Source organism: Bradyrhizobium ferriligni (assembly GCF_056837965.1).
On the sequence record NZ_JBXEJO010000024.1, the window covers coordinates 1 to 25,118 of the forward strand.

The window sequence follows — 25,118 nt, forward strand, 5'->3', positions numbered from 1 at the left end:
GGGCGCGGTCGGGGTGGGGGCTCTCTCCGCGAGTCATTCCGTGGAGAGAGCCCCCACCCGCAACGCATCTTCGATGCGCTGCGACCTCCCCCGCAAGCAAGCGGGAGGGGCGAAGAAAGCCAGCGGCGCCCTTAAACCAGCAGCCCCTGCTGCTTCGCCAGATCCTGCAGCGACACCAGCGGCCGGGCGCCGATGTGCTGGATCACCTCGGCGGCGGCGAGCGCGCCGAGCCGGCCGGCATTCTCATGGCCGACATTGCGCACGAGACCGACCAGGAAGCCGGCGGCGAACAGGTCGCCGGCGCCGGTGGTGTCGACCAGCCTGTCGATCGGCGAGGCGGGCGCCGCGACGACGCTGTCGCCGGAGATCACGACGCAGCCCTTCTCACTGCGGGTGACGACGCCGAGCTTGGTGTCCTTGCCGAACTGCTTCAGCGCGGTGTCGAAATCCGAGGTCTGGTACAGCGAGTGCAGCTCGGACTCGTTGGCGAACACCAGATCCACGATGCCCTTGCGCATCAGGTCAAGGAATTCGTCGCGGTAGCGATCGACGCAGAACGAATCCGACAGCGTCAGCGCGACCTGGCGGCCAGCGCCATGCGCGATATCAGCCGCCTTCACGAAAGCGTCCTTGGCGTTCTTCGGATCCCAGAGATAGCCCTCGAGATAGATGATGCCGGCGGCCGCGATCTGGGCCGGATCGATATCGTCCGGCGTCAGGTCCTGCGCGGCGCCGAGATAGGTGTTCATGGTGCGCTCGCCGTCCGGCGTCACCAGGATGTAGGAGCAGCCGGTGGCCGGGCCGGTCCTGGCCGGCGCGGTGTCGAAGGCGACGCCGGCGGCGCGGATGTCGTGGACGTAGAGCTTGCCGATCTGGTCGTCCTTGACCTTGCCGACATAGGCGGCGCGGGCGCCGAGACTGCCGACGCCGACGATGGTGTTGGCAGCCGAGCCGCCCGACATCTCGGTCGCCACGCCCATGTCGCCGTAGATCGCGGTGGCCCGCGCCTCGTCGATCAGTTGCATCGAGCCCTTGGTCATGCCGTGACGGGCAAGGAACCCCTCGTCGGTCTGCACCAGCACGTCGAAGATCGCGTTGCCGATCCCAAGAACGTCGTATTTTGCGTCAGCCATAGACCTGCCCTGTGTTAACGCCACCCAACAAGAGTGGCGGCCTATCACGTTCGGCCTCGGGGCAGCAAGGGAAGCTCTACGTTCCGTCATCCCGAGCTCTACGTTCCGTCATCCTGAGGAGCGCGGAACGCGCGTCTCGAAGGATGCGCGGCCCCACTCTGGCCGATTCATCCTTCGAGGCTCGCTGCGCTCGCACCTCAGGATGACGGGTCCGTTAGAGTGCCGCTGGCAGCAAAGCGCGCTACTGCTATACAGACCTCATGTTCCGCTCCTTCCTCACCGTCTCCTCGGGAACGCTGGCCTCGCGACTGCTCGGCTTCGTGCGCGATTCCGTGATCGCGGCGCTGCTTGGTGCGGGGCCGGTGGCGGATGCGTTCCTGGCGGCGTTCCAGCTTGTGAATGTGGTGCGACGGCTGCTGGCCGAGGGTGGACTGAATGCCGCTTTGGTGCCGGCCTGGCTGAAGGCGCGCGATGCCGGCGGCCTGGACGCGGCAACCGCCTTTGCCGGCCGCGTGCTCGGCACCATCAGCGCCGCCGTGATCGCGGCCGCGCTCGTCATCGGCGTGCTGATGCCGCTGGTGATCGCGGCGATCGCGCCGGGGTTCGTCGGCCGCGACACGCTGCAATTCGCCGTCGACGACGCGAGGCTGATGCTGCCCTATCTCGCCTTCGCCGGCCCGGTCACCGTGATGATGGCGTTGCTCAGCGCCCAGGGACGTTTCGCGCTGACCGCGTTCTCGCCACTGTTGTTCAACATCGCGCTGATATCAGTGATGGCCGTGCTGCTGGTGCGGCAGCAGGAGCCGGCGCAGGCGGCGATTGTCATGGCGGCGACGATCGGCATCGCCGGCTTCCTGCAACTGTCGATGCTGGCGCTGCGCGGCGCGAAACTCGCTTCGCCGCTCAGCGTGTCCTTCGATCCTGACATGCGCCGCTTTCTCGGCCGCGCGGTCCCGGGCATGGTCGCGAGCAGCGCGCCGCAATGGCTGATGGTGGCAGGCGCGGTGATCGCATCGACCTCGCCATCGGCGGTGTCCTGGCTCTATTTCGCCAACCGCCTGCTCGAGCTGCCGCTCGGCATCGTCGGCGTCGCCATGGGCACGGTGCTGATCCCGGAGATGACGCGCGCCGTGCGCAGCGGCGAATCCAGCGCGATCGCGCATGCGGAATCGCGTGCCCTCGAGCTCGCGGTCGGGCTGGCGCTGCCGGCGACGCTCGGCCTGATGGTGCTGAGCGAGCCGATCGTGCGGATGCTGTTCGAGCACGGCGCGTTCACCGCCCAGGATAGCGCGGCAACCGCGCAAGCCTTGACCTGGCTGACGCTGGCCTTGCCGGCGCATGTGCTGGTGAAGGCGCTGTCGCCGGCATTCTTTGCGCGCGAGGACACGCTGACGCCGCTGCTCGCAACGCTGAAAGCGGTCGTGGTGGCGATCGCGGCGGCCTTCCTGCTCGGCCAGATCTTCGGTGCGAGCGGAATTGCCGCAGGCATCGCGCTCGGCGCCTGGAGCAACGCACTGGCACTGATCCGCAAGGGGGCCGCGACCTTCGGCTTCTCGATCGATGCCGATGCGCGCCGCCGGCTGCCGCGCATCCTGGCCGCGGCGCTCGCGATGGGCGCCCTGCTCTGGCTCGCGGAGGGCGCGCTGCCGTCCGCCGGCAGCCACGGTTTCGTGCAGGCGGCCTCCCTGCTCGTGCTGATTGCCTCAGGCATCGCCGGTTACGGGCTGTTCTTGCAGCTTTTCGGCGTCACCGGCTGGCGCGAGGCGATTAACGCCGTCCGGCAAAGGCGCCCCGCCTGACTTGCGCGCGCGGAGCTTAAGTGGCAAACGACGCGGCAAAACTAGCCATTTCCGGGAATTAGACCATGGCGTTCGTTGAACGGGTTTTCTCAGGCGTCCAGCCGACGGGCAATCTGCACCTCGGCAACTACCTCGGCGCCATCGTCAACTTCGTGAAGATGCAGCAGACCCACAACTGCATCTATTGCGTCGTCGACATGCATGCGATTACGCAGGGCGTCGAGGTCTGGGGCGGCCCGGCTGAGCTCGCCCGCAACACCCGCGAGGTCACCGCGGCCTTCATCGCCGCCGGCATCGATGCCAAGAAGCACATCGTGTTCAACCAGAGCCAGATCGCCGGCCATGCCGAGCTGACCTGGATCTTCAACTGCGTCGCGCGGATCGGCTGGCTGAACCGCATGACGCAGTTCAAGGAGAAGGCCGGCAAGGACCGCGAGAACGCCTCCATCGGCCTCTACGACTATCCGGTGCTGATGGCCGCCGACATCCTGCTGTACCGCGCCACCCATGTGCCGGTCGGCGAGGACCAGAAGCAGCATCTGGAGCTGTCCCGCGACATCGCGCAGAAGTTCAACAACGATTTCGGCGATTCAATTCGTGGTCATGGCTTTGCCGACGGCCTGTTCTTCCCGCAGCCCGAGCCGCTGATCACGGGGCCGGCGACGCGGGTGATGAGCCTGCGCGACGGCACCAAGAAGATGTCGAAGTCGGATGCGTCGGACAATTCGCGCATCAACCTCACCGACGACGCCGACACCATCGCGCAGAAGATCCGCAAGGCGAAGACCGATCCGGAGCCGCTGTCGTCGGAGGAGAAGGGTCTCGAAACCCGCCCCGAGGCCGATAACCTGGTCGGCATCTACGCGGCGCTGGCCGGCATCTCCAAGCAGGAGGTGCTGACGCAGTTCGGCGGCGGGCAGTTTTCCAGCTTCAAGAACGCGCTGGTCGAGGTTTGCGTCGCGAAACTGGCGCCGATCGCCTCCGAGATGAAGAAGCTGGTCGCCGATCCCGGCCATGTCGACGCGGTCCTCGCCGACGGCGCCAACCGCGCCCGCGGCATCGCCGACGAGACCATGCGCATCACCAAGGATATCGTCGGCTTCATCCGCCCGCGCTGACGCGCAAGGCAGGAACTGCGCGCTCCCTCTCCCAAACGGCGAGGGAGTATGGCACCATGGGTTGGTTTGGTTCAGCACCGGGACATGCATGACCGCCCAGCGACGCAGCTACGAGTCAGGTCACAAGCCGAAATGCCTCGTCATCGTTGACGACACTGCGGAATGGGACCGCGCGGTCTATTACGCCAGCCGGTGGGCGATCCGGGTCGGCGGCGGCGTCGTGATGCTGCGGGTGATCGAGACCGAAGACCAGAACCAGCAATGGCTCGGGGTCGCCGACATCATGCGCGCGGAGGCCGAGGAAGCCGCCAACGAGGCGCTCGACCGCGCCGCCGGCCGCGCCAACGGCATCGCCGCGATCACCCCGGAGCGGGTGATTCGCGAGGGCGACCCGATCGAGCAGATCCTCGACGTGATCGACAAGGACGTCGATATCGCAGCGCTGGTGCTGGCCGCCAATCCGGGCGCCGAGGGGCCCGGGCCGATCATCACCACCATGGCCAAGACCATGGGGGCATTCCCGATCCCGGTGACCATCGTGCCGGGCGGCCTGACCGACGCCGAGATCGACGCCCTGTCCTAGCCCGTTACCGGCCCCGGACCCGCTTCCGGGCATGGGTATGCGCCTGGAACCGCGGTTTTGCGGCTTGATCGCGGGCTTTTTAGTTGCCATCTGACTCCTTGATTTGACGCGTTTTCTTCGCGAACCGGTGTCACTTCGCTCGAAAACGCTATAATGGAACCCAACGCGCCGGCCTTGAACCGGCGACGCCGGAGACAGCAAATGTTCATTCAGACCGAAGCCACGCCGAATCCCGCCACGCTGAAATTCATCCCGGGCCGCATGGTGCTCGACAGCGGCACCATGGAATTCTCCTCGCCCGAATCCGCCGCACGCTCGCCGCTCGCCGAACGGCTGTTCGCCGTATCCGGCGTCACCGGCGTGTTCTACGGCGGCGACTTCATCACCGTGACCAAGGCGGACGGCGACTGGCAGCACCTCAAGCCCGCGATCCTCGGCGCCATCATGGAGCACTACATGTCCGGTGCGCCGCTGCTCGCCGACGGCACCGCGGCCAGCGACGACGCGCGCGATGAGGAAGACGAGTTCTTCGACGAGGCCGACGCCGAGACGGTCGAGCAGATCAAGGACCTGATCGAGACCCGCGTGCGCCCCGCGGTCGCCAATGACGGCGGCGACATCACCTTCCGCGGCTTCAAGGACGGCATCGTCTACCTCAACATGAAGGGCTCCTGCGCCGGCTGCCCGTCATCGACCGCAACCCTGCAACACGGCATCCAGAACCTGCTCCGGCACTTCGTGCCCGACGTGCAGGAAGTCCGGCCGATGTGATGGAGCGGCGAATGGCGAGTGGCGAATCGCGAATAGCATTCTCCGCTGGACCCCTGTTCGCCATTCCCTATTCGCTATTCGCCCTCCCATGATGATTCTCGCCATCGATACGGCGCTCGACGCCTGCTCCGCGGCGGTGCTCGACACCACCTCCGGCAATACAATCGCCATTGAATCGCAGGCGATGCAGCGCGGCCATGCCGAGGCGCTGATGCCGCTGATCGCTCGGGTGATGAAGGAGAGCGGCATCGGCTTTGCCGGGCTCGACCGCATCGCCGTCACCACCGGCCCCGGCAGTTTCACGGGCCTACGCGTCGGCCTCTCGGCGGCGCGCGGCCTGGCGCTGGCCGCGGAAAAGCCGGTGGTCGGACTGTCGACGCTCGCCGCCTACGCCGCGCCTGTGGTCGCCGAGAACGGCGCCTCTGCGATCCTGTCGGCGATCGATGCGCGGCACGATCACATCTATTTCCAGCTGGTCGGCGGCGACGGCAGCCCGATCATCAAGCCGAAGGTGGCGCCGATTGCGGAAGCGCTCGAGGCCTCCCAACACGGCGCGCTGCATCTGGTCGGCAACGCCGCCAATATCCTCGCCGAACGCTGGCCCGCCGACGCCGCACCGCCGGTCAAGGTCGACCGGCAGCCCGCGCCCGATATTACCTGGGTCGCCTGGATCGGCGCGGCCGTGGATCCTGAAACCGCGCCGCCGCGGCCGTTCTATCTGCGCGCGCCCGACGCCAAGCCGCCGAAGGACCGGCTCGAAATCAGCGTGCCGCGATCGACATGATCGGCTTGCTGTCACGATGGTGGGGCGGCGGTCCGCCCGCGGTCGAGCCCGCATCGCTGCGTGATGCGGCGCGGCTCGCCCAGTTGCATGGCGCGTCGTTTCATCGCGGCTGGGGCGAAGGCGAATTCGAGACAATGCTGACCGAGCGCAACACGCTGGTGCACCGGCTGCGCCAGGGCCGCAGGGTGATCGGCTTTGCCGTGTCGCGGATGGCGGCGGATGAGGCGGAAATCCTGTCGATTGCGATCGATTCCAATCAGCGCGGGCGCGGCCTGTCGCGCGACCTGCTGCTGACCCATCTCGGCCATCTTGCCGGCCGCGGCATCCGCACCATCTTCCTCGAGGTGGAAGAGAACAATCAGCCGGCACGACGCCTCTATGAAAGGGCCGGATTCGGCGTGATCGGCCGCCGCGAACGCTATTACAAGCAGCCCGGCGGGGAACATTTGAACGCGCTTCTGATGCGGCGCGACTTGTCGTAACATCGGGGCGATGGCAGAACAGCGCCCTGCTCTGCCATCCAAGGCCCAAGGACTGGCCAAGGACCTGCCAAGGACCCATGACGACGGTGAAAATCACGCCTGCGCAGAAGAATACCGGCATCGAGGCGCGCTGCGCCGCGACCGGCATGCGCATGACCGAACAGCGCCGCGTGATCGCACGCGTGCTGGCGGAGGCCATGGATCACCCCGACGTCGAGGAGCTCTACCGCCGCTGCGTTGCGGTCGACGACAAGATATCGATCTCGACCGTCTATCGCACCGTCAAGTTGTTCGAGGATGCCGGCATCATCGAGCGCCACGACTTTCGCGAGGGCCGCGCGCGCTACGAGCAGATGCCGGAGAGCCATCACGACCATCTGATCAATCTGCGCGACGGCAAGGTGATCGAGTTCACCTCCGAGGAAATCGAGAAGCTGCAGGCCGAGATCGCGCGCAAGCTCGGCTACAAGCTGGTCGATCATCGTCTCGAGCTGTATTGCGTCCCGCTCGACGAAGACAGCAAGTCCTAAAGCATGATCCGGAAAAGTGCGAAGCGGTTTTCCGAAAAGATCATACTCAGACAAGGAGCTAAAGCGCGATAATGATTCAACCTGATCTCATCGCGCTTTAGACGCGTGCGGGAACGCGTCACCCGACCATGACATTCGATCTCGTCATCTTCGATTGCGACGGCGTGCTGGTCGACAGCGAGGTGATCTCCTGTCGCGCGCATGCGGAAACGCTGACGCGTCACGGCTTTCCGATTACGCCTGACGGCGTGCTGAAGCGCTTCCTCGGCGTGTCCGACCGCGAGGCGCGGCGCATCGTCGAGAGCGAGATCGGCCGCGCGCTGCCCGAGACCTTCGAGGCCGAGGTCAAGCATGCGACGCTGAGCTTCTATGCCGACGATCTCAGCGCCATCGCGCATGTCGGCGAGGCGATCGCCGCGCTCGGCTTACCGAAATGCGTGGCGTCGAGCGGCACGCCGGAAAAGATCCATCACGGCCTGACCTGCGCCGGGCTCTACGACCAGCTCGCGCCGCATATTTTCTCCGCCACCCAGGTCAAGCGCGGCAAGCCGGCGCCCGATCTCTTCCTGTTCGCGGCCACGCAGATGGGCGCCGCCCCCGCGCGCTGCGTCGTGATCGAGGACAGCGTGGCCGGCGTCACCGGCGCCCGCGCCGCCGGGATGACTGTGCTCGGTTTTTATGGCGGCAGCCACTGCACGGCGGAACATGAGGGGATGTTGCGCCAGGCCGGCGCGGCCGTAACCTTCGCCGATATGCGCCAATTGCCCGATTTGATCGCCCAGGCCGGCCAAAAACACGGCTCGATCGCTGGATTTTCCCCGGTTTAAGCTATATTTCAGCCTCGGCGCCCCGATGGCGCCGTTTCCATTTTTCGCTCTCAGGGTTCCATGACGACGCCGCGCAAGCTGCACATCAAGTCCTATGGCTGCCAGATGAATGTCTACGATGCGCAACGCATGGCGGACACGCTGGCCGGCGAAGGCTTTGTCGAGACCGCGAGCGCCGAAGACGCCGACCTGGTGATCCTCAACACCTGCCACATCCGCGAGAAGGCGTCGGAGAAAGTCTATTCCGAGCTCGGGCGGCTGCGCGTCGCCAAGGATGAGGCCGCGCGGGCGGGCCGCGAGATGAAGATCGCGGTCGCCGGCTGCGTCGCGCAGGCCGAAGGCGCCGAGATCATCCATCGCGCGCCGACCGTCGACATCGTGGTCGGGCCGCAGAGCTATCATCATCTGCCCGAGCTTTTGAAGCGCGCCAAACAAAACGGCCGCGCGCTGGAAACGGAATTCCCGGTCGAGGACAAGTTCGGCTTCTTGCCGCAGCCGAAGCCGGATGCGATCCGCGCCCGCGGCATCTCCGCCTTCGTCACGGTGCAGGAGGGCTGCGACAAGTTCTGCACCTTCTGCGTGGTGCCTTATACCCGCGGCGCGGAAGTCTCGCGCCCGGTCGCCAGGATCATCGACGATGTGAAGCAGCTCGCCGACAATGGCGTGCGCGAATTCACGCTGATCGGGCAGAACGTCAACGCCTATCACGGCGAAGGCCCCGACGGCCGCGTCTGGCCGCTCGGCAAATTGTTGCAGCGGCTGGCCACAATTCCCGGCGTCACGCGGCTGCGCTATTCGACCAGCCATCCGCGCGACGTCGACGACGCCCTGATCGCGGCCCATCGCGATTTGCCCGAACTGATGCCGTTCGTGCACCTGCCGGTGCAATCGGGGGCGGACCGGATCCTTGCCGCCATGAACCGCAAACATACCGCCGATGACTACCGGCGCGTCATCGACCGGTTCCGCGCCGCGCGGCAAGACATTGCTTTTTCATCAGATTTTATCGTGGGCTTCCCCGGAGAGACCGCGGAAGAATTTTCCGCCACCCTCGCGCTTGTCACGCAAATCGGATACGCTGCGGCGTATTCATTCAAGTATTCGCCACGGCCGGGCACGCCGGCGGCGGAGATGCGGGAGACAGTGTCAGCAGCCGAGATGGACGAGCGCTTGGGGCGGCTTCAGGAATTGATCGACAGCCAGCAATCGGCCTTCAACCGGGCTGCGATTGGCACAACGGTCGATGTGCTGTTCGAGCGCGCCGCGCGCAATCCGGGCCAGATCGTCGGCCGCACCGCCTATCTGCAGCCCGCCCATGTGATGGCGTCGCCCGACATCATCGGCCAGGTCCTCCCGGTGCGGATCGACAGCCTCGAGCGCTACAGCCTGATCGGCGAGCTCGCGCCGCGACCCGCGCCCGGCCTCATTTCGCAGACCATTGGAGCCTGAAATCCTTGCCCAAAAGCGCATCGGATTCGTCTTCGCTCGCTCCCAGCCGCAAACCTGACCGCGACATGCAAATGCCACCCGAGACCCGGCCCCCTGAAACTCAGGTCGTCATCGATTTCGACGACAACCGCGCGGCATCCGCGCTGGTCGGCCCCTACGGACAAAATCTGGCGCTGATCGAGCGGCGGCTCGGCGTCGTGGTCGATTCCCGCGGCAATCATCTCACCATCGCAGGCTCCCGCGACGGCTGCGACGCGGCGCGGCGCGTGCTGGAGACGCTCTACGCGCAGGCCGTCGAAGGACACGACCTCGATCAGGGCGAGGTCGAAGGCGCGATCCGCGCGGTGATCGCGCAGGGCTCGCTGTTCGAATTCGACAACAAGACCGCCAAGCCGACCTTCGAGACCATCAATCTGCGCAAGCGCCCCGTCCGCGCCCGCACCGCAGCGCAGGATTCCTACATCCGCGCGCTGAAGCGGCATGAACTGGTGTTCGGCATCGGCCCGGCCGGCACCGGCAAGACCTGGCTCGCGGTCGCCCATGCCGCGCAGTTGTTCGAGCGCAAGGAGGTCGATCGCATCATCCTGACGCGGCCCGCGGTGGAAGCCGGCGAGCGGCTCGGCTTCCTGCCCGGCGACCTCAAGGAGAAGGTCGATCCGTATCTGCGCCCGATCTATGACGCGCTGTACGATCTGATGGACGCCCGCGTCGTCGAGCGCGCGCTGCAGGGCAACGAGATCGAGATCGCCCCGCTCGCCTTCATGCGCGGCCGCACCCTGACCAATGCCGCCATCATCCTCGACGAGGCGCAGAACACCACGACGATGCAGATGAAGATGTTTTTGACGCGTCTCGGCGAGAACAGCCGGATGATCGTCACCGGCGATCCGTCGCAGGTCGACCTGCCGCACGGCCAGGCCTCGGGGCTCACGGAAGCCGTGAAGCTGCTCGACGGCGTCGAGGGCATCGCGCAGGTGCATTTCAAGGCCGAGGACGTCATCCGCCATGAATTGGTGGCGCGCATCGTGGCCGCCTATGAGGGATTGCCGCAAAAGCCGGCAAACGCCAGATCTTGAGACCAATAGCTTCGGCCGCGAGCCCGCACGACGCGGGATCCGGCCATAACGCAGATTTTGAAACCAACGTGTCTGCTTTTCCTGCAACCGAGGTTCTCGTCACCGCCGAATGCTGGCAGGCCGAGCCCAGTGCCGACGCGGTGATCCACCGCGCCATCGAGGCTGCCGCCGAAATCGCCGATGCCGATGTCGCCGACGCCGAGCTTGCGGTGATGCTGACCGACGATGCCGGTATCCGCACCCTGAACGCCAACTGGCGCAGCATCGACAAGCCGACCAACGTGCTGTCGTTTCCGGCGCTGCAGCCGGAAGGCGCCGGCGGAGCCGACGATGCCCCGCGCATGCTCGGCGATATCGCGATCGCCTATCAGACGACGCGGCGGGAAGCCGATGAAGAGCAGAAGCCGTTCGACCATCATTTGAGCCATCTCGCGGTGCATGGCTTCCTGCACCTGATCGGTTACGACCACGAGAACGACGACGATGCCGAGGACATGGAGGCGCTCGAGCGCGAGATCCTCTCTTCCCTCGGCATTCCCGACCCCTATGCGGATCGGATCGCCTGACATGCCGGATTCCGAACCGACCCACGACAACCCGCGCAACGTGAGCAACCTGCCCGCCGTGGTGCACGAGGGCGAGGTGCAGCGCCCGGCGGCCGAGGGCTGGCTGGTTCGCGCGATCCGTACCCTGTTCGGCTGGAAGGCCGGCTCCGTGCGCGACGATTTGCAAGTGGTGCTCGACGCCTCGACGCCGGACGATGTCGGCTTCTCGGCGATCGAGCGCACCATGCTGCGCAACATCCTGTCGCTGAACGAGCGGCGGATCGCCGACGTCATGGTGCACCGCGCCGACATCGTCGCGGTCAAGCGCGACATTCCCCTCGGCGAATTGATGAGCCTGTTCGAGAGCGCGGCGCATTCGCGGCTCGTCGTCTACAACGAAACCCTCGACGACCCCGAGGGCATGGTGCACATCCGCGACCTGCTCGCCTTCATGACCGCGAGAGCCCGCGTCACCGACGCGACCAAGACGAAGCGCAAGAAGCCGTTCCCGGCCGGGCTCGATCTGCGCAGCGTCGATCTCGCGCTGCCGCTGTCGGAAGCCAACATCATCCGCAAGCTGCTCTATATCCCGCCATCGATGCGCGCGATCGACCTGCTGGCGCAGATGCAGGCCTCGCGGATCCATCTCGCACTGGTGGTCGACGAATATGGCGGCACCGACGGGCTGGTGTCGATCGAGGATATCGTCGAGCAGATCGTCGGCGAGATCGACGACGAACACGATTCCGACGAGCCGCCGTCGATCGTGCGCCAGCCGGACAATTCCTTCATCGCCGATGCGCGCGCCAGCCTCGACGATGTCCGCTCGGTGATCGGCGAGGACTTCGTGATCGGCGATGCCGGCGAGGAGGTCGAGACGCTCGGCGGCTACCTCGTATCGTTCGTCGGGCGCCTGCCGGTGCGCGGCGAGGTGATTTCGGGACCCGGCAACTACGAGGTCGAGGTGCTCGACGCCGATCCGCGGCGGGTCAAGCGCGTGCGCATCACCGCGCGCAAGGAACGGCCGACGCCGCGCAAGGAGCGCGAGCGGCGCCGCGAGCAGGCGCCGGACTCCGGAAACCCGCAGGCGAATGACAACATGCCGCCGCCCGGCGAGGGAGCCGGTCCGCAGTGAGGCTGTCCGACAAGCTCCGATCGATCGGCCTTGCAATCATCCTGACCTGGGGATGGAAACGCGCCGTCCTCGCGCTCACGGCCGGCGCGCTGTCTGCGCTGGCGATGGCGCCGTTCAACGCCTGGCCGGTTCTGTTTCTCACCTTTTCCATCGCGGTCTGGCTGATCGACGGCAGCGCGGCCGGCCGCTGGCGCGGTCTGCCTGCCGCGGCGCTGTCCGGCTTCTGGTTCGGCCTCGGCTATTTCGTGCCGGGACTGTACTGGATCGGCTACGCCTTCTTCGTCGACGCGGACACCTTCGCCTGGCTGACTCCGTTCGCGGTGCTCGGCCTGCCTGCTTATCTCGCTTTGTTCACCGCCTTCGGCTTCGCGCTGGCGCGGCTGATCTGGCCGCGCGACGCCTCGCGCGTGCTGGCGCTCGCGGTCAGCCTGACGATTTCGGAATGGCTGCGCGGCCATCTCCTCAGCGGCTTTCCGTGGAATGGGTTCGGCTACGCACTGACCGAGCCGCTGGCGCTGGCCCAGGCTGCGTCGCTGATCGGGCTGTGGGGCATGACGTTCCTGGCCGTCGCGATCTTCGCAAGCCCGGCCGTGCTGATCGACGGCGCCTCGCGCGGCCGCAAGCCGTGGCGCGCGCCGGTGGCCGCGGTGCTGGTGCTGGCAGCGATGCTGGCGTTCGGCGTGGTCCGCCTCGCGCAGCAGCCGACCAGGATGGTCGACGGCGTCAAGCTGCGCATCATGCAGCCCGATTTGCAGCAGGATGCCAAGTTCAACTACTCCGCCAAGGCGGCGGTGATGCAGAAATATCTCACCCTGTCGGATCGCGCCTCCGGGCCGCACGCCACCGGCGTGAAGGATGCCACCATCCTGATCTGGCCGGAATCCGCGTTTCCGTTCTTCCTGACCAAGGAAGCCGACGCGATGGCGCAGATCGCCGACCTGCTGCCGAAGGGAACCGTGCTGATCACCGGTTCGGTGCGCGCGCCCGATCTGCCGCCCGGCGTCCGCGTGACGCGCGCCTATAATTCCATCTACGTCATCGACCACGACGGCAGCGTGCTTGCGGTCTACGACAAGCTGCATCTTGTCCCGTTCGGAGAATATCTGCCGTTCCAGGACTGGATGGAGAAGGTCGGCTTCGTGCAGCTCACCAAGGTGCAGGGCGGCTACATTCCCGGCACGATCCGCCGTACGCTCGATATTCCGAATGCACCGCGCGCCCTGCCCCTGATCTGCTACGAGGCGATCTTTCCCGGCAACGTCGTGAGCCGCGACGATCGTCCCGGCTGGATCGTCAATGTCACCAATGACGGATGGTTCGGAATCTCGACCGGCCCTTACCAGCACCTGCAACAGGCCCGGCTGCGCACCATCGAGGAAGGCCTGCCGATGGTCCGCGCCGCAAATACGGGTATCTCGGCCGTCATCGACCCCGTCGGCCGGATCGTTGCACAACTCGGGCTCGGCATCGAAGGCGTGCTCGATGCCGGCCTGCCGGTGGCCATCGCGCCGACGATCTATGCGCGTGTCGGGAACATCCCCGCCGCTGTGATTGTGATCACAGCCCTGGCGTTCGTATTGCGGCGGCGGTTTGTGAGGCGAAAAGCCTGACGGCTGCATATCGCCGGTTGTCGCGAACCCGAAAAAACGTCGAAATTTACCTCAGTATGATTCCACCAGTTGACAGATCGACCGTGCACTTCGCATTGTACGGGTCCACGCGAAATCACAAGCCAAGTCAGCCCCTTTGCGCAAATTGTCCGCATTTCGTCCCGATCCTCCTTGCAGGATTTGACGGCACCGGCGCCTGAGGCATACTCCACTTCCAACTTGCCTCATCCACGGGCGCGCAATCCCTTAGGAGAGTTGGAGATGTCCACTAAAGCGCCCAATCCTGTTGACAAATATGTCGGCAGCCGCGTCCGGATGCGACGCATCATGCTCGGCATGAGCCAGGAGAAACTGGGCGAGGCGTTAGGCCTGACGTTCCAGCAGGTGCAAAAATACGAGAAGGGCACCAACCGCGTCGGCGCCAGCCGGCTGCAGCAGATCTCCGAAATCCTGCAGGTGCCGGTTTCTTTCCTGTTCGACGGCGGCCCGAGTGGGGTCAAGACCGCCGACGGCTTCAGCGAGGGCGCCTCGCCGACCTATGTCTCCGATTTTCTGGCAACCGCCGAGGGCCTGGCCCTGACCCGCGCCTTCACGCGGATTGCAGACGCCAAGCTCCGCCGCAGCATCGTCGAACTGGTCGAGCAGATAGCGGCGCGCGAGGCTGCCGAGCAGGTCTGATTCAGCCATATCCGTTTGAGCGATCGTCAAATCTGGAATATGCCATTCCAGCGTACGCTAACGCGATGAGTTCAGCTTGAGCATCATCGCGCTCTAGCGCCTCGTTTGAGCATGATTTCGGATCATGCTTTGGCGCGTGCGCGCAATGACAAAGCGAATTCACAGGCGACGACAACAGCATGTCCAGCAATCCGTTCGAAACCGCCGTGATTCTCGACGGCATCCGCCGCTGGGTCGAGATCGAATCTCCGACGGAGCGGCCCGATCAGGTCAACAAGCTGGCCGATCTCGTCGCGTCGGGCTATCGCGACCTGCCGGCCACGGTGGAGCGCATTGCGGGACGCGACGGCTGCGGCGATCACCTGGTGACGCGCTCGTCCTGGGGCCAGGACGCGCCGGGCATCCTGGTGCTGAGCCATCTCGACACAGTCCATCCGATGGGATTCATCGAACGGTTACCATTCAAGGTCGACGGCGACAGCGCGTTCGGCCCCGGCATCTACGACATGAAGGGCGGCGCCTATCTCGCCTATCATGCGTTCAGGCAGGTCTGCGCCGACGGCGCGCGCCCGCCGCTCGGCATCACCCAGCTCTACGTATCGGACGAGGAGATCGGCAGCCCGACCTCGCGGGCGCTGATCGAGGCCGAGGGCCGCAAGGCCAAATACGTGCTGGTGACGGAGCCGGCGCGCGATGGCGGCAAGATCGTCACCGGACGCAAGGGCGTTGCGCGCTTCGACGTGTTCATCAAGGGCGCGCCGGCCCATGCCGGCACGCGCCCCGAGGACGGCCGCAGCGCGATCCGGGAACTCGGCAATGTGATCCAGGCGCTGGAGGCGATGAACGATCTCAAGCGCGGCGTCACCGTCAATGTCGGTGTCGTCCGCGGCGGCACCAAGCCGAACGTGATCGCCGAAGAGGCCTATGCGGAAGTCGACATGCGCGTGCCGACCATGGCCGACGCCGACGAGCTGGTGCCGAAGATCCTCGGGATCACCTCACGCACCGAGGGCGTCAGCGTGAAGATATCGGGCGAATTGAACCGTCCGCCCTATGAGAAAAGCAACGCCGGCGCCGCGCTCTACGAGCACGCCAAGGGGGTGGCCGCCGAGCTCGGCTTCGAGCTGGCGGATGTGTTCACCGGCGGCGGCTCCGACGGCAATTTCACGGCGCCGCACACCGCGACCCTCGACGGCCTCGGCGTCGACGGCAAGGGCGCGCATACCCATTACGAGCAGCTCTACATCTCGTCGATCGAGCCGCGCGCGCGGCTGCTCCACCGTCTCTATCAAACGCTGCGATGACACCGGCTCCAGGCGACCGCGGCGATCGCGATTCCACCGACGACGGCACGATGGCGCATGCGCGCGGCTCGTTCTTCGGACGGCGCAAGGGCCACAAGCTGCGCCCGCATCAGGCCGACCTGATCGACACTCTGCTGCCGCATCTGGCCGTCGACATCTCGGCGCCCGCGCCCGAGGCGCTGACCGAGTTGTTCGATGACGGCACCGAGAATGTCAGGCTCGAGATCGGCTTCGGCGGCGGCGAGCATTTGATCGCGGAGGCGCAGGCCTTTCCGACCACGGGCTTCATCGGCTGCGAGCCCTATGTCAACGGCATGGCGAAGATCCTTACCCAGATCGAGGCGCTAAATATCGGCAATATCCGCCTGTTCGCCGGCGACGCGGCCGAACTGCTGGCCTGGGCGCCGACGCGCTCGCTTGCGCGCATCGACCTGATTCACCCCGATCCCTGGCCGAAGCGGCGGCATTGGAAGCGGCGTTTCGTGCAGGATGCAACGGTCGTCGCCATGACGCGGCGGCTGCCGCCGGGCGGCGAATTCCGCTTCGTCAGCGATATCGACGACTACTGCGCCTGGACGCTGGCGCATCTGATGCGCTCGCCCGACTTCGCCTGGCTCGCCGAGCGCGCGATCGACTGGCAACGACCATGGCCGAACTACACGATGACGCGCTACGGCGCCAAGGCCGAGCGCGAGGGGCGCAAGGCGGCGTATTTGAGGTTTCGCAGGCTTTAGCACCTCGTGATGCCCGGTCCCGGCCATGACGGCGAAGGGAATTACTGCCCCGCCAGGCGCGCCTTCCTGACGTCGGTCGCCTCCCACACCATCCGCTTGCCGCGCTCGCAGCCGAGCAGTTCGATCGGATCGTGATTGTCGATGTGGCCGAACTGGCCCTTGTAGACGCTGTAGCCGCACAATTCCTGCAAGCGGCGCGGAAAGCGGGCCGCGGTCTCGCGCGGAATGCCGAGCTGCAGGTTCTCCTGCTGCCGCATCCAGCCCCAGCAATAGGCGCAGGAGAAGGCAAAGCGCCTTGCGTCGCTGCTGTTGGCGCCGCCGCCATGCCACAGCGCGCTGTCGAACAACATCACGCTGCCGGCCGGCATGGTCGCGGTGACCGCGTCGTACTCCTTGCCGTATTCGGGCGACGAATCGAATTTGTGGCTACGCGGAATGATCCGCGTCGCGCCGTTATCCTCGCGGAAATCGGACAGCGCCCAGATCGCATTGATCGTGATCGGAATGTGCGGCCGCGGCAACGGGATCAATTGGGTGTCTTCGTGAATCGGCTGCGCCTCCTGGCCGGGCCCGAGCACCAGCGAGCAGAACGACGACAGCAGGCATTCCCTGTCCAGCACGCGTTCGACCACCGGCAGCACGTTGTCATGCAGCGGCACCTCCCAGAACAGATCGTCATAGGTCAGGAGGTTGTTGATGCGCAGCGTCTTGAAGCCTTCGAACGACGTCCTGGCAGGTGCGAGATTGTGCTCGCGCTCGATTCTCAGCACCGCCGCCTTCAACCCCTCGACCAAATCGGGCGAGGCGGCGCGCTCGATCACGGTGTATCCGTCGTCGCGGATCCGCGCGGCGTGCGATTGGATGTCGGCGTCCGTCAGCATGGCGATCTCCCCGTTGGCGCTGTGTCGCGCCTTGCGGAAAGCATAGCGGAACGATTTGAGATTGGGAGGTATTTGATGATCCCGTCACCCTGAGGAGCGCGGAACGCGCGTCTCGAAGGGTCGACGGCCCAACTGTGGCCGTGCATCCTTCGAGACGCGCCTGCGGCGCTCCTCAGGATGACGGAGCCAAGAGCTGTTAGCGTGAACTAGCGCGACTTCCAGAACTCCACGACGCGCTGCGCCGTTGACGGCATCAGGCGCACGAAATTCACCCGCGCACCTTCGATATCGGCAGGAGACGGCACGCGGTTCGGCCCGAGCCGCATCAGGATCAGGGTGCGCACGGTCGGCCATTCGAAGCCGATCGTCTTGCTGGCGATCAGGATCGGATCGTAACGGTCGCCGGAGACCAGGCGATCGAGCGTGACGATTTTCACGCCGGCCATTGCGGCGAGCGCCGCCACGCATTCCTCATATTTGAAGGCCTTTGCGAAGCCGGCCACCGCGGCCTCGTTCAATTCGCCGGCGCGATGCAGCGCCAGGATGGCGCGCTGCGCGGCCGTGAAATCGCGGCCCTCGACCTGAACGATCACGCCCTCGATCTCGTTCATCGCCAGCTTGATCTCGGCCTGGCGTTCCGGCTTGGCGACGGCATGTAGACGGCGGCGGATCACGTCGATCGAGCCGGCGAGCAGGCCCTTCAGATGCTCGGGCGGAAGATCATCGCGGCGGCCGATCCGCAGCGTCAGCACGCCGTCCTGGCCGGCGCGCCGCACCAGCGTCGCGAAGGACGCATCCGAGAACGCGGCGCCGGCATTGCCGGCCGCGCATCGGATCACATCGCGATCGCCGCGGCGGACAAGGACGTCGGTCAGCGCAGTCGAGAGCCTTGGCCGCTCGGCCATCGCGAGCAGATGGCCCTGGCCCTTGGCATTGGCGATCTCGACCAGCACCTTTTCGTCAATCACCGGCGATCGGCGCAGCAGCGGCCCCGCGATCGCGACCTCGTCGTCGCGGGCGAGCTGCCCGACCAGATGGCGCGGCGCGTTGCCGAGGGGCGCGAGCCGTTCGGCGAGATCGACCCGCGCAGCAAGCTCGGCATGCGGCACCAGGCTGGTCAGCACCCCGTCGAACAGGTCGATATGGTCGGGGCGGAAGCTCGCCGCGCCCTGCAGGAACAGCTCGCCGAGCCGCCGCGCGGCCTCGGCGCGGCGCTTGGGGTCGCCGCGGCGAACGATGTCGTCGAGTTCCGGAATCAGCGCAGGGGCTGTCGTCATGAGCCTTGTCCAACCGGCGACTTCTGCCGATTTTCGGCAATCTATGGTCCCGTTCGTAAACGGAGGGTTAGATCGATCCGGCATCCGGGGAGCCGTAAAATCGCCTCCCGCCGGACCCGAGGGGCCTTGCCCGACCCGGGCAAAAGAGCTATATCCAGCGCAACTTATGGTATCTCATACGATCGCGTAGGAGAGTGGGCCCCCCGGGACCCGCTCTTTTTTATTACCTGACAGGGACCCAGCGAGGCCGGGTCCGGTTTGGGTAGCGTTAGCGGCCCCTTAAGGCCACCTGAACAACACAACAGACCTCAGCAGCCTTTAGACCTTAGACAGCCTTTGACACTGGATATGACCGAACCGACCGCCACGCCCGTGGACACCGAACTGCTCGCCGAGCCGCGTCTCGTCGTCGAGCCCGGGGTCGCGGCGCGCGTTGCCGCGGTCGCGGTCCCGGTGCTGCAGGGCATGGGCTATCGCCTGGTGCGCATCAAGGTCTCGGGCGATGCCGGCTGCACCGTGCAGATCATGGCGGAGCGGCCCGACGGCTCGATGCAGCTCGAGGATTGCGAGGCGATCTCGCGCGCGCTGTCGCCGGTGCTCGATGTCGCCGACCCGATCGAGCGCGCCTACCGGCTGGAAATCTCTTCGCCCGGCATCGATCGCCCGCTGGTGCGCCGCTCCGACTTCGAGCGCTACACCGGGCATCTCGTGAAGATCGAGATGGCGGTGGCGCATCAGGGCCGCAAGCGGTTCCGCGGCGTGCTTGCCGGCGTCGAGGGCGATGCGGTGCGCATCAGGCGCGACGATCCGCGTCCCGACGAGGACGCCGAGGTTCTCCTGGTGATGGAGGACATCTCGGACGCGCGGCTGGTGCTGACCGACGAGCTGATCGAGGAATCGATGCGCCGCGGCAAGGCCGCCGAGCGCGAGCTGCGCCGCGAACTCGGCCTCGCGCCGCCGCAACCGGCCCACGCCAAGATGAGCGACCCGGCGAAGAGTCAGAAGCCGAAACCCAAGCCTGGTGACAAGCCTGCTCACAAGCCCGGCAAGAAGCCGGCCCCGACCAACACCAAAAAGCACCGCCTGGCGGCCGAGCGCGCGCGCCGTGGCGAGATCGATCCATCCGAAGGAGACTAAGCCATGGCAGTCAGCGCCAACAAACTCGAACTGCTGCAGATCGCAGACGCAGTTGCGCGCGAAAAGTCGATCGACCGCTCCATCGTGATCGCGGCGATGGAAGACGCCATCGCCAAGGCCGCGCGTGCCCGCTACGGCAGCGAGACCGACGTCCATGCCGAGATCGACGCCAAGAAGGGCGAGCTGCGGCTGACCCGCCACATGCTGGTGGTCGACGTCGTCGAGAACTCCTCCAACCAGATTTCGCTGCACGATGCGCAGCGCGCCAATCCGGGCGCCCAGGTCGGCGACACCATCGCCGACACGCTGCCGCCGCTGGAATATGGCCGCATCGCCGCGCAGTCGGCCAAGCAGGTGATCGTGCAGAAGGTGCGCGAGGCCGAGCGCGACCGGCAGTACCAGGAATTCAAGGATCGCATCGGCGACATCGTCAACGGCATCGTCAAGCGCGTCGAATATGGCAGCGTGATCGTCGATCTCGGCCGTGGCGAAGCGATCGTGCGCCGCGACGAGATGCTGCCGCGCGAGGTGTTCCGCAACGGCGACCGCGTCCGCGCCTATATCTTCGACGTCCGCCGCGAGACGCGTGGTCCGCAGATCTTCCTGTCGCGCACCCATCCGCAGTTCATGGCGAAGCTGTTCGCGCAGGAAGTGCCGGAGATCTACGACGGCATCGTCGAGATCAAGGCGGTCGCCCGCGATCCGGGCTCGCGCGCCAAGATCGGCGTGATCTCGCGCGATTCCTCGGTTGACCCGGTCGGCGCCTGCGTCGGCATGCGCGGCTCGCGCGTGCAGGCCGTGGTGAACGAGCTGCAGGGCGAGAAGATCGACATCATCCCGTGGTCGCCCGACATCGCAACCTTCGTCGTCAACGCGCTGGCGCCGGCTGAAGTCGCCAAGGTCGTGATCGACGAGGACCGCGAGCGCATCGAGGTCGTGGTTCCCGACACCAACAACCAGCTGTCGCTAGCGATCGGCCGCCGCGGCCAGAACGTCCGCCTCGCCTCGCAGCTGACCGGCTGGGACATCGACATCCTGACCGAGCAGGAAGAGTCGGAGCGCCGCCAGGCCGACTTCGAGAACTCGACCCGCGTGTTCATGGAAGCACTCAATGTCGACGAGGTGGTCGGCCAGCTGCTCGCCTCCGAAGGCTTCACCTCGGTCGAGGAACTCGCGCTGGTCGACGTCAAGGAACTCGCCGGCATCGAGGGTTTCGACGAGGAGACCGCCAACGAGCTGCAGACCCGCGCCCGCGAATATCTGGAACAGCTCGAGGCGGAACTGGAAGCCAAGCGCAAGGAACTCGGCGTCGAGGACGCCATGAAGGACGTGCCCGGCATCACCGGCAAGATGCTGGTCAAGCTCGGCGAGAACGAGGTCAAGACGGTCGAGGATCTCGCCGGCTGCGCCACCGACGATCTGGTCGGCTGGACCGAGCGCAAGGAAGGCGGCGAGCCGACCAAGCATGCCGGGTTCCTCGACGGCATCGAGATCTCGCGCGACGAGGCCGAGGCCATGATCATGCAGGCCCGTCTGAAGGCCGGCTGGATCACCGAGGCCGACCTCGCCAAGCCTGCCGAGGAGGCCGAGGCCGCCGAAGCAGAAACGACGGCTTCGTAAGGAGATGCCCGACGGATGCTGGCTCAGGCTGATCCCGATCTCGACGATGGCCCGCGGACGCAGAAGTCCGCGACCACGCGGATGTGCGCGGTCAGCCGCGAGGTGCGTCCGATCGACGAACTGATCCGGTTCGTCATTGCGCCCACGGGCGAGGTGATCCCGGATCTGAAGCGCAAGCTGCCCGGCCGCGGATTATGGGTTTCCGCATCGCGGCGCAGCGTTGCGGAAGCGGTCCGCCGTCACCAATTTAGCAAGGGATTCAAGCGCGACGTCCGCGTCGCGCCGACCCTCCCCACCGACACCGACACCCTCCTGGTGCGCAGCGTCACCGAGGCCCTGGCAATGGCCGCCAAGGCCGGTCAGGTCGTTTCGGGCTTCGGCAAGGTCGAGGACGCACTCAACCGGAACGAAACTGCAGCCCTGATCCACGCTTCCGACGGCGCAGCGGACGGAATCCGCAAATTGGACGCGATCGTCAGGCAAAGGGGCGAAAAACGTGGTGAATCGCCGGTAATCCCCGTCGTCAATGTTTTGACGTCGGAAGAATTGGATTTGGCACTTGGGCGGTCAAATGTGATACATGCTGCGCTGCTCGCGGGCCCAGCGAGCAAGACGTTCCTGTCGCGCTGCCAGATGCTGGTCCGATACCGGATGGCCGACGACGACAAGACCGCCGAAGCGGCCAGAAATTCCAGAGCGTGATCCGGGAAGGCGGACGCCGTCTTTCCGACCGGTCATGCTCAGCAAACGACGACACGTTGAAGGATTTGTGCGGCAAACGCACAGCGAAACGAGATTAGGACTGCTGAATGGTTGATACCAAGACCCCTGGCGACAAGACTTTGAGTGTCCCGAGCAAGACGTTGTCGCTGAAGCCGCGCGTCGAGACGGGCACCGTGCGCCAGAGCTTCAGCCACGGCCGGACCAAGCAGGTCGTGGTCGAGAAGCGCGGCAAGCGCCGCGTCGGTGGCGATGGCCCCGGCGAGGCGCATGCGCCGGAACCCGTGGTTGCAAAGCCGGCGGCGCCCGCCGCCAAGCCGCCGCTCGGCCGCCCCTCGGGCCCGCCTCCCGGCCAGCAACAGCGTAACACCCGCTCCGGCGTGGTGCTGCCGACCCTGACCGAGGATGAGCGTTCCGCGCGTGCCAGCGCCCTCGCCGACGCGCGGCAGCGCGACATCGAAGAACGCCGCCAAGCCGAAGAGGAAGCCAAGCGCCGCGCCGTCCGCGAGGCTGCCGAGAAGGCCGAGCGTGAGGCCGCCGAGGCCCGCCGCAAGGCGGAAGAGGAACGCCATCGCCACGAGGAAGAGGCCAAGCGCAAGGCCGAGGTCGAGGCCAAGCGCCGCTTTGGCGAAGGCGAGGCCAAGCCCGGTGCGGCGCCCGCTGCTCCCGCCAAGCCTGCCGGAGCCGCACCTGCGTCTGCTCCGGCCGCCCGTGCGCCCGGCGCAGCCCGCCCGACAACGACCACGACGCCTGCTGCGCGCACGCCTGCTGCCCCGGGGCGGCCGCCGGCCGTTGCCGCCGAGGCGGACGAGGACGAAGGTCCGCGCCTGGTGCGCCGCCCCGGCGGCGCCGTGCGTCCGGTCGCGGCCCCGAAGACCACTCACAAGCCCGGCCCGCAGAAGCAGCGCGGACGCCTCACCGTCGTCACCGCGCTCAACGCCGATGACGTGCGCGAGCGCTCGATCGCCTCGTTCCGCCGCCGTACCCAGCGCCTGAAGGGTCACGCCGCAAACGAGCAGAAGGAAAAGCTGATCCGCGAAGTCGTCATTCCGGAAGCGATCGCGATCCAGGAACTCGCGAACCGGATGTCGGAGCGCGCGGTCGATGTCATCCGCATGCTGATGAAGCAGGGCGCGATGCACAAGATCACCGACGTGATCGATGCCGACACCGCGCAGCTGATCGCCGAAGAGCTCGGCCACACCGTCAAGCGCGTCGCCGCGTCCGACGTGGAAGAAGGCCTGTTCGACGTCGTCGACGATTCCACCGACACCGAGCCGCGTTCGCCCGTGGTCACCGTCATGGGCCATGTCGACCACGGCAAGACCTCGCTGCTCGACGCGCTGCGCCATGCCAATGTGGTGTCGGGCGAAGCCGGCGGCATCACCCAGCATATCGGCGCCTATCAGGTGCTGTCGCCCGAGAGCGGCACCAAGATCACCTTCATCGATACGCCCGGCCACGCCGCGTTCACCGCGATGCGCGCCCGCGGCGCCAAGGTCACCGACATCGTCGTGCTGGTGGTCGCGGCCGATGACGGCGTGATGCCGCAGACGATCGAGGCGATCAACCACGCCAAGGCGGCCAAGGTGCCGATGATCGTGGCGATCAACAAGATCGACAAGCCGGACGCGCGGCCCGAGCGCGTGCGCACCGAATTGCTCCAGCACGAGGTGCAGGTCGAATCGCTCGGCGGCGACGTCGTCGACGTCGAGGTCTCGGCCAAGAACAAGACCAATCTCGACCGGCTGCTCGAGATGATCGCGCTGCAGGCCGAAATCCTCGACCTGAAGACCAATTCGCAGCGTCCGGCGGAAGGCACCGTGATCGAAGCCAAGCTCGATCGCGGCCGCGGTCCGGTCGCGACCGTGCTGGTGCAGCGCGGCACGCTGCGCATCGGCGACATCATCGTGGCCGGCGCCGAAATGGGCCGTGTCCGCGCCTTGATCTCCGACCAGGGCGAGAATCTCGAAGAGGCCGGTCCGTCCGTGCCGGTCGAGGTGCTCGGCTTCAACGGTCCGCCGGAAGCCGGCGACCGTCTCGCGGTTGTCGAGAACGAAGCCCGCGCCCGCCAGGTCACGAGCTACCGCGCGCACCAGAAGCGCGAGAACGCGGCTGCCTCGATTTCCGGCATGCGCGGCTCGCTCGAGCAGATGATGTCGCAGCTCAAGACCGCGGGCCGCAAGGAGTTCCCGCTGATCGTCAAGGCCGACGTGCAGGGCTCACTGGAAGCGATCCTGGGCTCGCTCGAGAAGCTCGGCACCGACGAGGTCGCCGCCCGCATCCTGCATGCAGGCGTCGGCGGCATCTCGGAATCCGACGTCACGCTCGCCGAAGGCTTCAACGCCGCGATCATCGGCTTCTCGGTCCGCGCCAACAAGGAAGCGGCGGCCGCGGCCAAGCGCAACGGCATCGAGATCCGCTACTACAACATCATCTACGACCTCGTGGATGACATCAAAAAGGCGATGTCCGGCCTGCTCGCGCCCACGCTGCGCGAAACCATGCTGGGCAACGCGCAGATCCTGGAAGTGTTCAACATTTCTAAGGTCGGCAAGGTCGCGGGTTGCCGCGTCACCGACGGCACCGTGGAACGCGGCGCCAATGTTCGCCTGATCCGCGACAACGTGGTGGTGCACGAAGGCAAGCTGTCGACGCTGAAGCGCTTCAAGGATGAAGTGAAGGAAGTGGTCGCCGGCCAGGAGTGTGGCATGGCGTTCGAGAACTACGGCGACATGCGCGTCGGCGACGTGATCGAGTGTTACCGCATCGAGACGATCCAGCGCTCTCTGTAAGTCCAAATCTTACGAAGCGTTGGGTCCATTTAACTGAAAATGCGACTGCGCGGCCGGACTTTGGTCCGGCCACCAGCGCATTGTCTGATTGAAAGCAAAGCTAGACATTGATGCCCGCGGCCAAGGCCTG

23 protein-coding genes are annotated in these 25,118 nt (G+C 66.1%); 20 read left to right on the top strand and 3 right to left on the bottom strand.

Features of this window, described 5'->3' with window-relative positions:
- Nucleotides 1-131: 131 nt before the first annotated feature.
- Nucleotides 132-1,133, bottom strand: coding sequence for an adenosine kinase (locus AC1VNY_RS16015; RefSeq protein ID WP_482405886.1), 1,002 nt, complete (start codon nt 1,131-1,133; stop codon nt 132-134).
- 260 nt (nt 1,134-1,393) lie between these two features.
- Here AC1VNY_RS16015 and murJ point away from each other — a divergent pair, with 260 nt between their 5' ends.
- From murJ to AC1VNY_RS16095, 16 genes are all read left to right on the top strand, one after another.
- Nucleotides 1,394-2,932 carry a murein biosynthesis integral membrane protein MurJ gene (murJ, locus tag AC1VNY_RS16020; protein ID WP_482405887.1) on the top strand — a complete coding sequence of 513 codons (1,539 nt, stop codon included), beginning with the start codon at nt 1,394-1,396 and terminating at the stop codon, nt 2,930-2,932.
- Between the two features lie 65 nt (nt 2,933-2,997).
- Nucleotides 2,998-4,050, top strand: a complete 1,053-nt coding sequence (gene trpS / locus AC1VNY_RS16025; protein ID WP_482405888.1) for a tryptophan--tRNA ligase — start codon at nt 2,998-3,000, stop codon at nt 4,048-4,050.
- Between the two features lie 88 nt (nt 4,051-4,138).
- A complete protein-coding gene (locus tag AC1VNY_RS16030; RefSeq protein ID WP_050383417.1) occupies nt 4,139-4,633 on the top strand; it encodes a universal stress protein in 495 nt (164 codons plus the stop codon).
- 201 nt (nt 4,634-4,834) lie between these two features.
- Complete coding sequence (locus AC1VNY_RS16035) at nt 4,835-5,404, top strand: NifU family protein (protein ID WP_028335524.1); 570 nt, start codon at nt 4,835-4,837, stop codon at nt 5,402-5,404.
- Nucleotides 5,405-5,492: 88 nt separating this feature from the next.
- Nucleotides 5,493-6,188: a tRNA (adenosine(37)-N6)-threonylcarbamoyltransferase complex dimerization subunit type 1 TsaB gene (tsaB, locus tag AC1VNY_RS16040; RefSeq protein WP_482405889.1), complete on the top strand. Its 696-nt coding sequence runs from the start codon at nt 5,493-5,495 to the stop codon at nt 6,186-6,188.
- The gene (gene rimI, locus AC1VNY_RS16045; protein ID WP_482405890.1) at nt 6,185-6,670 is read left to right on the top strand and encodes a ribosomal protein S18-alanine N-acetyltransferase; all 486 of its coding nucleotides are present in this window, start codon (nt 6,185-6,187) and stop codon (nt 6,668-6,670) included. Before tsaB ends, rimI begins: the two co-directional genes overlap by 4 nt.
- A gap of 77 nt (nt 6,671-6,747) precedes the next feature.
- On the top strand, nt 6,748-7,200 hold the full coding sequence (locus AC1VNY_RS16050; protein WP_016840396.1) for a Fur family transcriptional regulator: 453 nt from the start codon (nt 6,748-6,750) through the stop codon (nt 7,198-7,200).
- A gap of 128 nt (nt 7,201-7,328) precedes the next feature.
- Nucleotides 7,329-8,027 carry an HAD family hydrolase gene (locus AC1VNY_RS16055; protein ID WP_482405891.1) on the top strand — a complete coding sequence of 233 codons (699 nt, stop codon included), beginning with the start codon at nt 7,329-7,331 and terminating at the stop codon, nt 8,025-8,027.
- A gap of 60 nt (nt 8,028-8,087) precedes the next feature.
- Nucleotides 8,088-9,476: a tRNA (N6-isopentenyl adenosine(37)-C2)-methylthiotransferase MiaB gene (gene miaB / locus AC1VNY_RS16060; RefSeq protein ID WP_482405892.1), complete on the top strand. Its 1,389-nt coding sequence runs from the start codon at nt 8,088-8,090 to the stop codon at nt 9,474-9,476.
- Nucleotides 9,477-9,481: 5 nt separating this feature from the next.
- The gene (locus AC1VNY_RS16065; protein WP_077231173.1) at nt 9,482-10,552 is read left to right on the top strand and encodes a PhoH family protein; all 1,071 of its coding nucleotides are present in this window, start codon (nt 9,482-9,484) and stop codon (nt 10,550-10,552) included.
- Nucleotides 10,553-10,620: 68 nt separating this feature from the next.
- The gene (gene ybeY, locus AC1VNY_RS16070; RefSeq protein ID WP_482405893.1) at nt 10,621-11,118 is read left to right on the top strand and encodes an rRNA maturation RNase YbeY; all 498 of its coding nucleotides are present in this window, start codon (nt 10,621-10,623) and stop codon (nt 11,116-11,118) included.
- A gap of 1 nt (nt 11,119) precedes the next feature.
- On the top strand, nt 11,120-12,232 hold the full coding sequence (locus tag AC1VNY_RS16075; protein WP_028335517.1) for a hemolysin family protein: 1,113 nt from the start codon (nt 11,120-11,122) through the stop codon (nt 12,230-12,232).
- Nucleotides 12,229-13,842 carry an apolipoprotein N-acyltransferase gene (gene lnt, locus AC1VNY_RS16080; protein ID WP_482405894.1) on the top strand — a complete coding sequence of 538 codons (1,614 nt, stop codon included), beginning with the start codon at nt 12,229-12,231 and terminating at the stop codon, nt 13,840-13,842. Before AC1VNY_RS16075 ends, lnt begins: the two co-directional genes overlap by 4 nt.
- A 261-nt stretch (nt 13,843-14,103) precedes the next feature.
- Nucleotides 14,104-14,520 (top strand): helix-turn-helix domain-containing protein, encoded by a 417-nt coding sequence (locus AC1VNY_RS16085; protein WP_016840389.1) that lies wholly within the window; start codon nt 14,104-14,106, stop codon nt 14,518-14,520.
- Between the two features lie 179 nt (nt 14,521-14,699).
- Nucleotides 14,700-15,824: a M20 family metallopeptidase gene (locus tag AC1VNY_RS16090; RefSeq protein WP_482405895.1), complete on the top strand. Its 1,125-nt coding sequence runs from the start codon at nt 14,700-14,702 to the stop codon at nt 15,822-15,824.
- Entirely contained in the window at nt 15,821-16,558 is a 738-nt protein-coding gene (locus AC1VNY_RS16095) for a tRNA (guanine(46)-N(7))-methyltransferase TrmB (RefSeq protein WP_482405896.1), read from the top strand. The genes AC1VNY_RS16090 and AC1VNY_RS16095 overlap by 4 nt, the downstream gene beginning before the upstream one ends.
- A gap of 41 nt (nt 16,559-16,599) precedes the next feature.
- On the opposite strand, the gene AC1VNY_RS16100 is transcribed toward AC1VNY_RS16095, so the two are convergent.
- Nucleotides 16,600-17,439 carry a phytanoyl-CoA dioxygenase family protein gene (locus AC1VNY_RS16100; protein ID WP_482405897.1) on the bottom strand — a complete coding sequence of 280 codons (840 nt, stop codon included), beginning with the start codon at nt 17,437-17,439 and terminating at the stop codon, nt 16,600-16,602.
- Between the two features lie 206 nt (nt 17,440-17,645).
- The gene (locus AC1VNY_RS16105) at nt 17,646-18,716 is read right to left on the bottom strand and encodes a DUF2336 domain-containing protein (protein WP_482405898.1); all 1,071 of its coding nucleotides are present in this window, start codon (nt 18,714-18,716) and stop codon (nt 17,646-17,648) included.
- A 348-nt stretch (nt 18,717-19,064) separates the two neighbouring features.
- Here AC1VNY_RS16105 and rimP point away from each other — a divergent pair, with 348 nt between their 5' ends.
- The 4 genes from rimP to infB all read left to right on the top strand — a co-directional run bounded on the left by rimP (nt 19,065) and on the right by infB (nt 24,988).
- Entirely contained in the window at nt 19,065-19,853 is a 789-nt protein-coding gene (gene rimP, locus AC1VNY_RS16110) for a ribosome maturation factor RimP (RefSeq protein WP_482405899.1), read from the top strand.
- A gap of 3 nt (nt 19,854-19,856) precedes the next feature.
- Entirely contained in the window at nt 19,857-21,473 is a 1,617-nt protein-coding gene (nusA, locus tag AC1VNY_RS16115) for a transcription termination factor NusA (RefSeq protein WP_212057943.1), read from the top strand.
- A gap of 15 nt (nt 21,474-21,488) precedes the next feature.
- On the top strand, nt 21,489-22,175 hold the full coding sequence (locus AC1VNY_RS16120; RefSeq protein ID WP_028343911.1) for an RNA-binding protein: 687 nt from the start codon (nt 21,489-21,491) through the stop codon (nt 22,173-22,175).
- Nucleotides 22,176-22,282: 107 nt separating this feature from the next.
- Nucleotides 22,283-24,988 carry a translation initiation factor IF-2 gene (infB, locus tag AC1VNY_RS16125; protein WP_482405900.1) on the top strand — a complete coding sequence of 902 codons (2,706 nt, stop codon included), beginning with the start codon at nt 22,283-22,285 and terminating at the stop codon, nt 24,986-24,988.
- Nucleotides 24,989-25,118: the final 130 nt, after the last annotated feature.

What these genes read in the sequence shown, in the direction of transcription:
- rimP (WP_482405899.1), top strand. Translation starts at nt 19,065, where the DNA reads ATGACCGAACCGACCGCCACGCCCGTGGACACCGAACTGCTCGCCGAG.
- nusA (WP_212057943.1), top strand. Translation starts at nt 19,857, where the DNA reads ATGGCAGTCAGCGCCAACAAACTCGAACTGCTGCAGATCGCAGACGCA.
- AC1VNY_RS16105 (WP_482405898.1), bottom strand. Translation starts at nt 18,716, where the DNA reads ATGACGACAGCCCCTGCGCTGATTCCGGAACTCGACGACATCGTTCGC.
- AC1VNY_RS16120 (WP_028343911.1), top strand. Translation starts at nt 21,489, where the DNA reads ATGCTGGCTCAGGCTGATCCCGATCTCGACGATGGCCCGCGGACGCAG.
- AC1VNY_RS16055 (WP_482405891.1), top strand. Translation starts at nt 7,329, where the DNA reads ATGACATTCGATCTCGTCATCTTCGATTGCGACGGCGTGCTGGTCGAC.
- AC1VNY_RS16015 (WP_482405886.1), bottom strand. Translation starts at nt 1,133, where the DNA reads ATGGCTGACGCAAAATACGACGTTCTTGGGATCGGCAACGCGATCTTC.
- AC1VNY_RS16030 (WP_050383417.1), top strand. Translation starts at nt 4,139, where the DNA reads ATGACCGCCCAGCGACGCAGCTACGAGTCAGGTCACAAGCCGAAATGC.
- trpS (WP_482405888.1), top strand. Translation starts at nt 2,998, where the DNA reads ATGGCGTTCGTTGAACGGGTTTTCTCAGGCGTCCAGCCGACGGGCAAT.
- rimI (WP_482405890.1), top strand. Translation starts at nt 6,185, where the DNA reads ATGATCGGCTTGCTGTCACGATGGTGGGGCGGCGGTCCGCCCGCGGTC.
- AC1VNY_RS16090 (WP_482405895.1), top strand. Translation starts at nt 14,700, where the DNA reads ATGTCCAGCAATCCGTTCGAAACCGCCGTGATTCTCGACGGCATCCGC.
- tsaB (WP_482405889.1), top strand. Translation starts at nt 5,493, where the DNA reads ATGATGATTCTCGCCATCGATACGGCGCTCGACGCCTGCTCCGCGGCG.
- murJ (WP_482405887.1), top strand. Translation starts at nt 1,394, where the DNA reads ATGTTCCGCTCCTTCCTCACCGTCTCCTCGGGAACGCTGGCCTCGCGA.
- AC1VNY_RS16100 (WP_482405897.1), bottom strand. Translation starts at nt 17,439, where the DNA reads ATGCTGACGGACGCCGACATCCAATCGCACGCCGCGCGGATCCGCGAC.
- AC1VNY_RS16085 (WP_016840389.1), top strand. Translation starts at nt 14,104, where the DNA reads ATGTCCACTAAAGCGCCCAATCCTGTTGACAAATATGTCGGCAGCCGC.
- infB (WP_482405900.1), top strand. Translation starts at nt 22,283, where the DNA reads ATGGTTGATACCAAGACCCCTGGCGACAAGACTTTGAGTGTCCCGAGC.
- miaB (WP_482405892.1), top strand. Translation starts at nt 8,088, where the DNA reads ATGACGACGCCGCGCAAGCTGCACATCAAGTCCTATGGCTGCCAGATG.
- AC1VNY_RS16035 (WP_028335524.1), top strand. Translation starts at nt 4,835, where the DNA reads ATGTTCATTCAGACCGAAGCCACGCCGAATCCCGCCACGCTGAAATTC.
- AC1VNY_RS16050 (WP_016840396.1), top strand. Translation starts at nt 6,748, where the DNA reads ATGACGACGGTGAAAATCACGCCTGCGCAGAAGAATACCGGCATCGAG.
- AC1VNY_RS16095 (WP_482405896.1), top strand. Translation starts at nt 15,821, where the DNA reads ATGACACCGGCTCCAGGCGACCGCGGCGATCGCGATTCCACCGACGAC.
- AC1VNY_RS16075 (WP_028335517.1), top strand. Translation starts at nt 11,120, where the DNA reads ATGCCGGATTCCGAACCGACCCACGACAACCCGCGCAACGTGAGCAAC.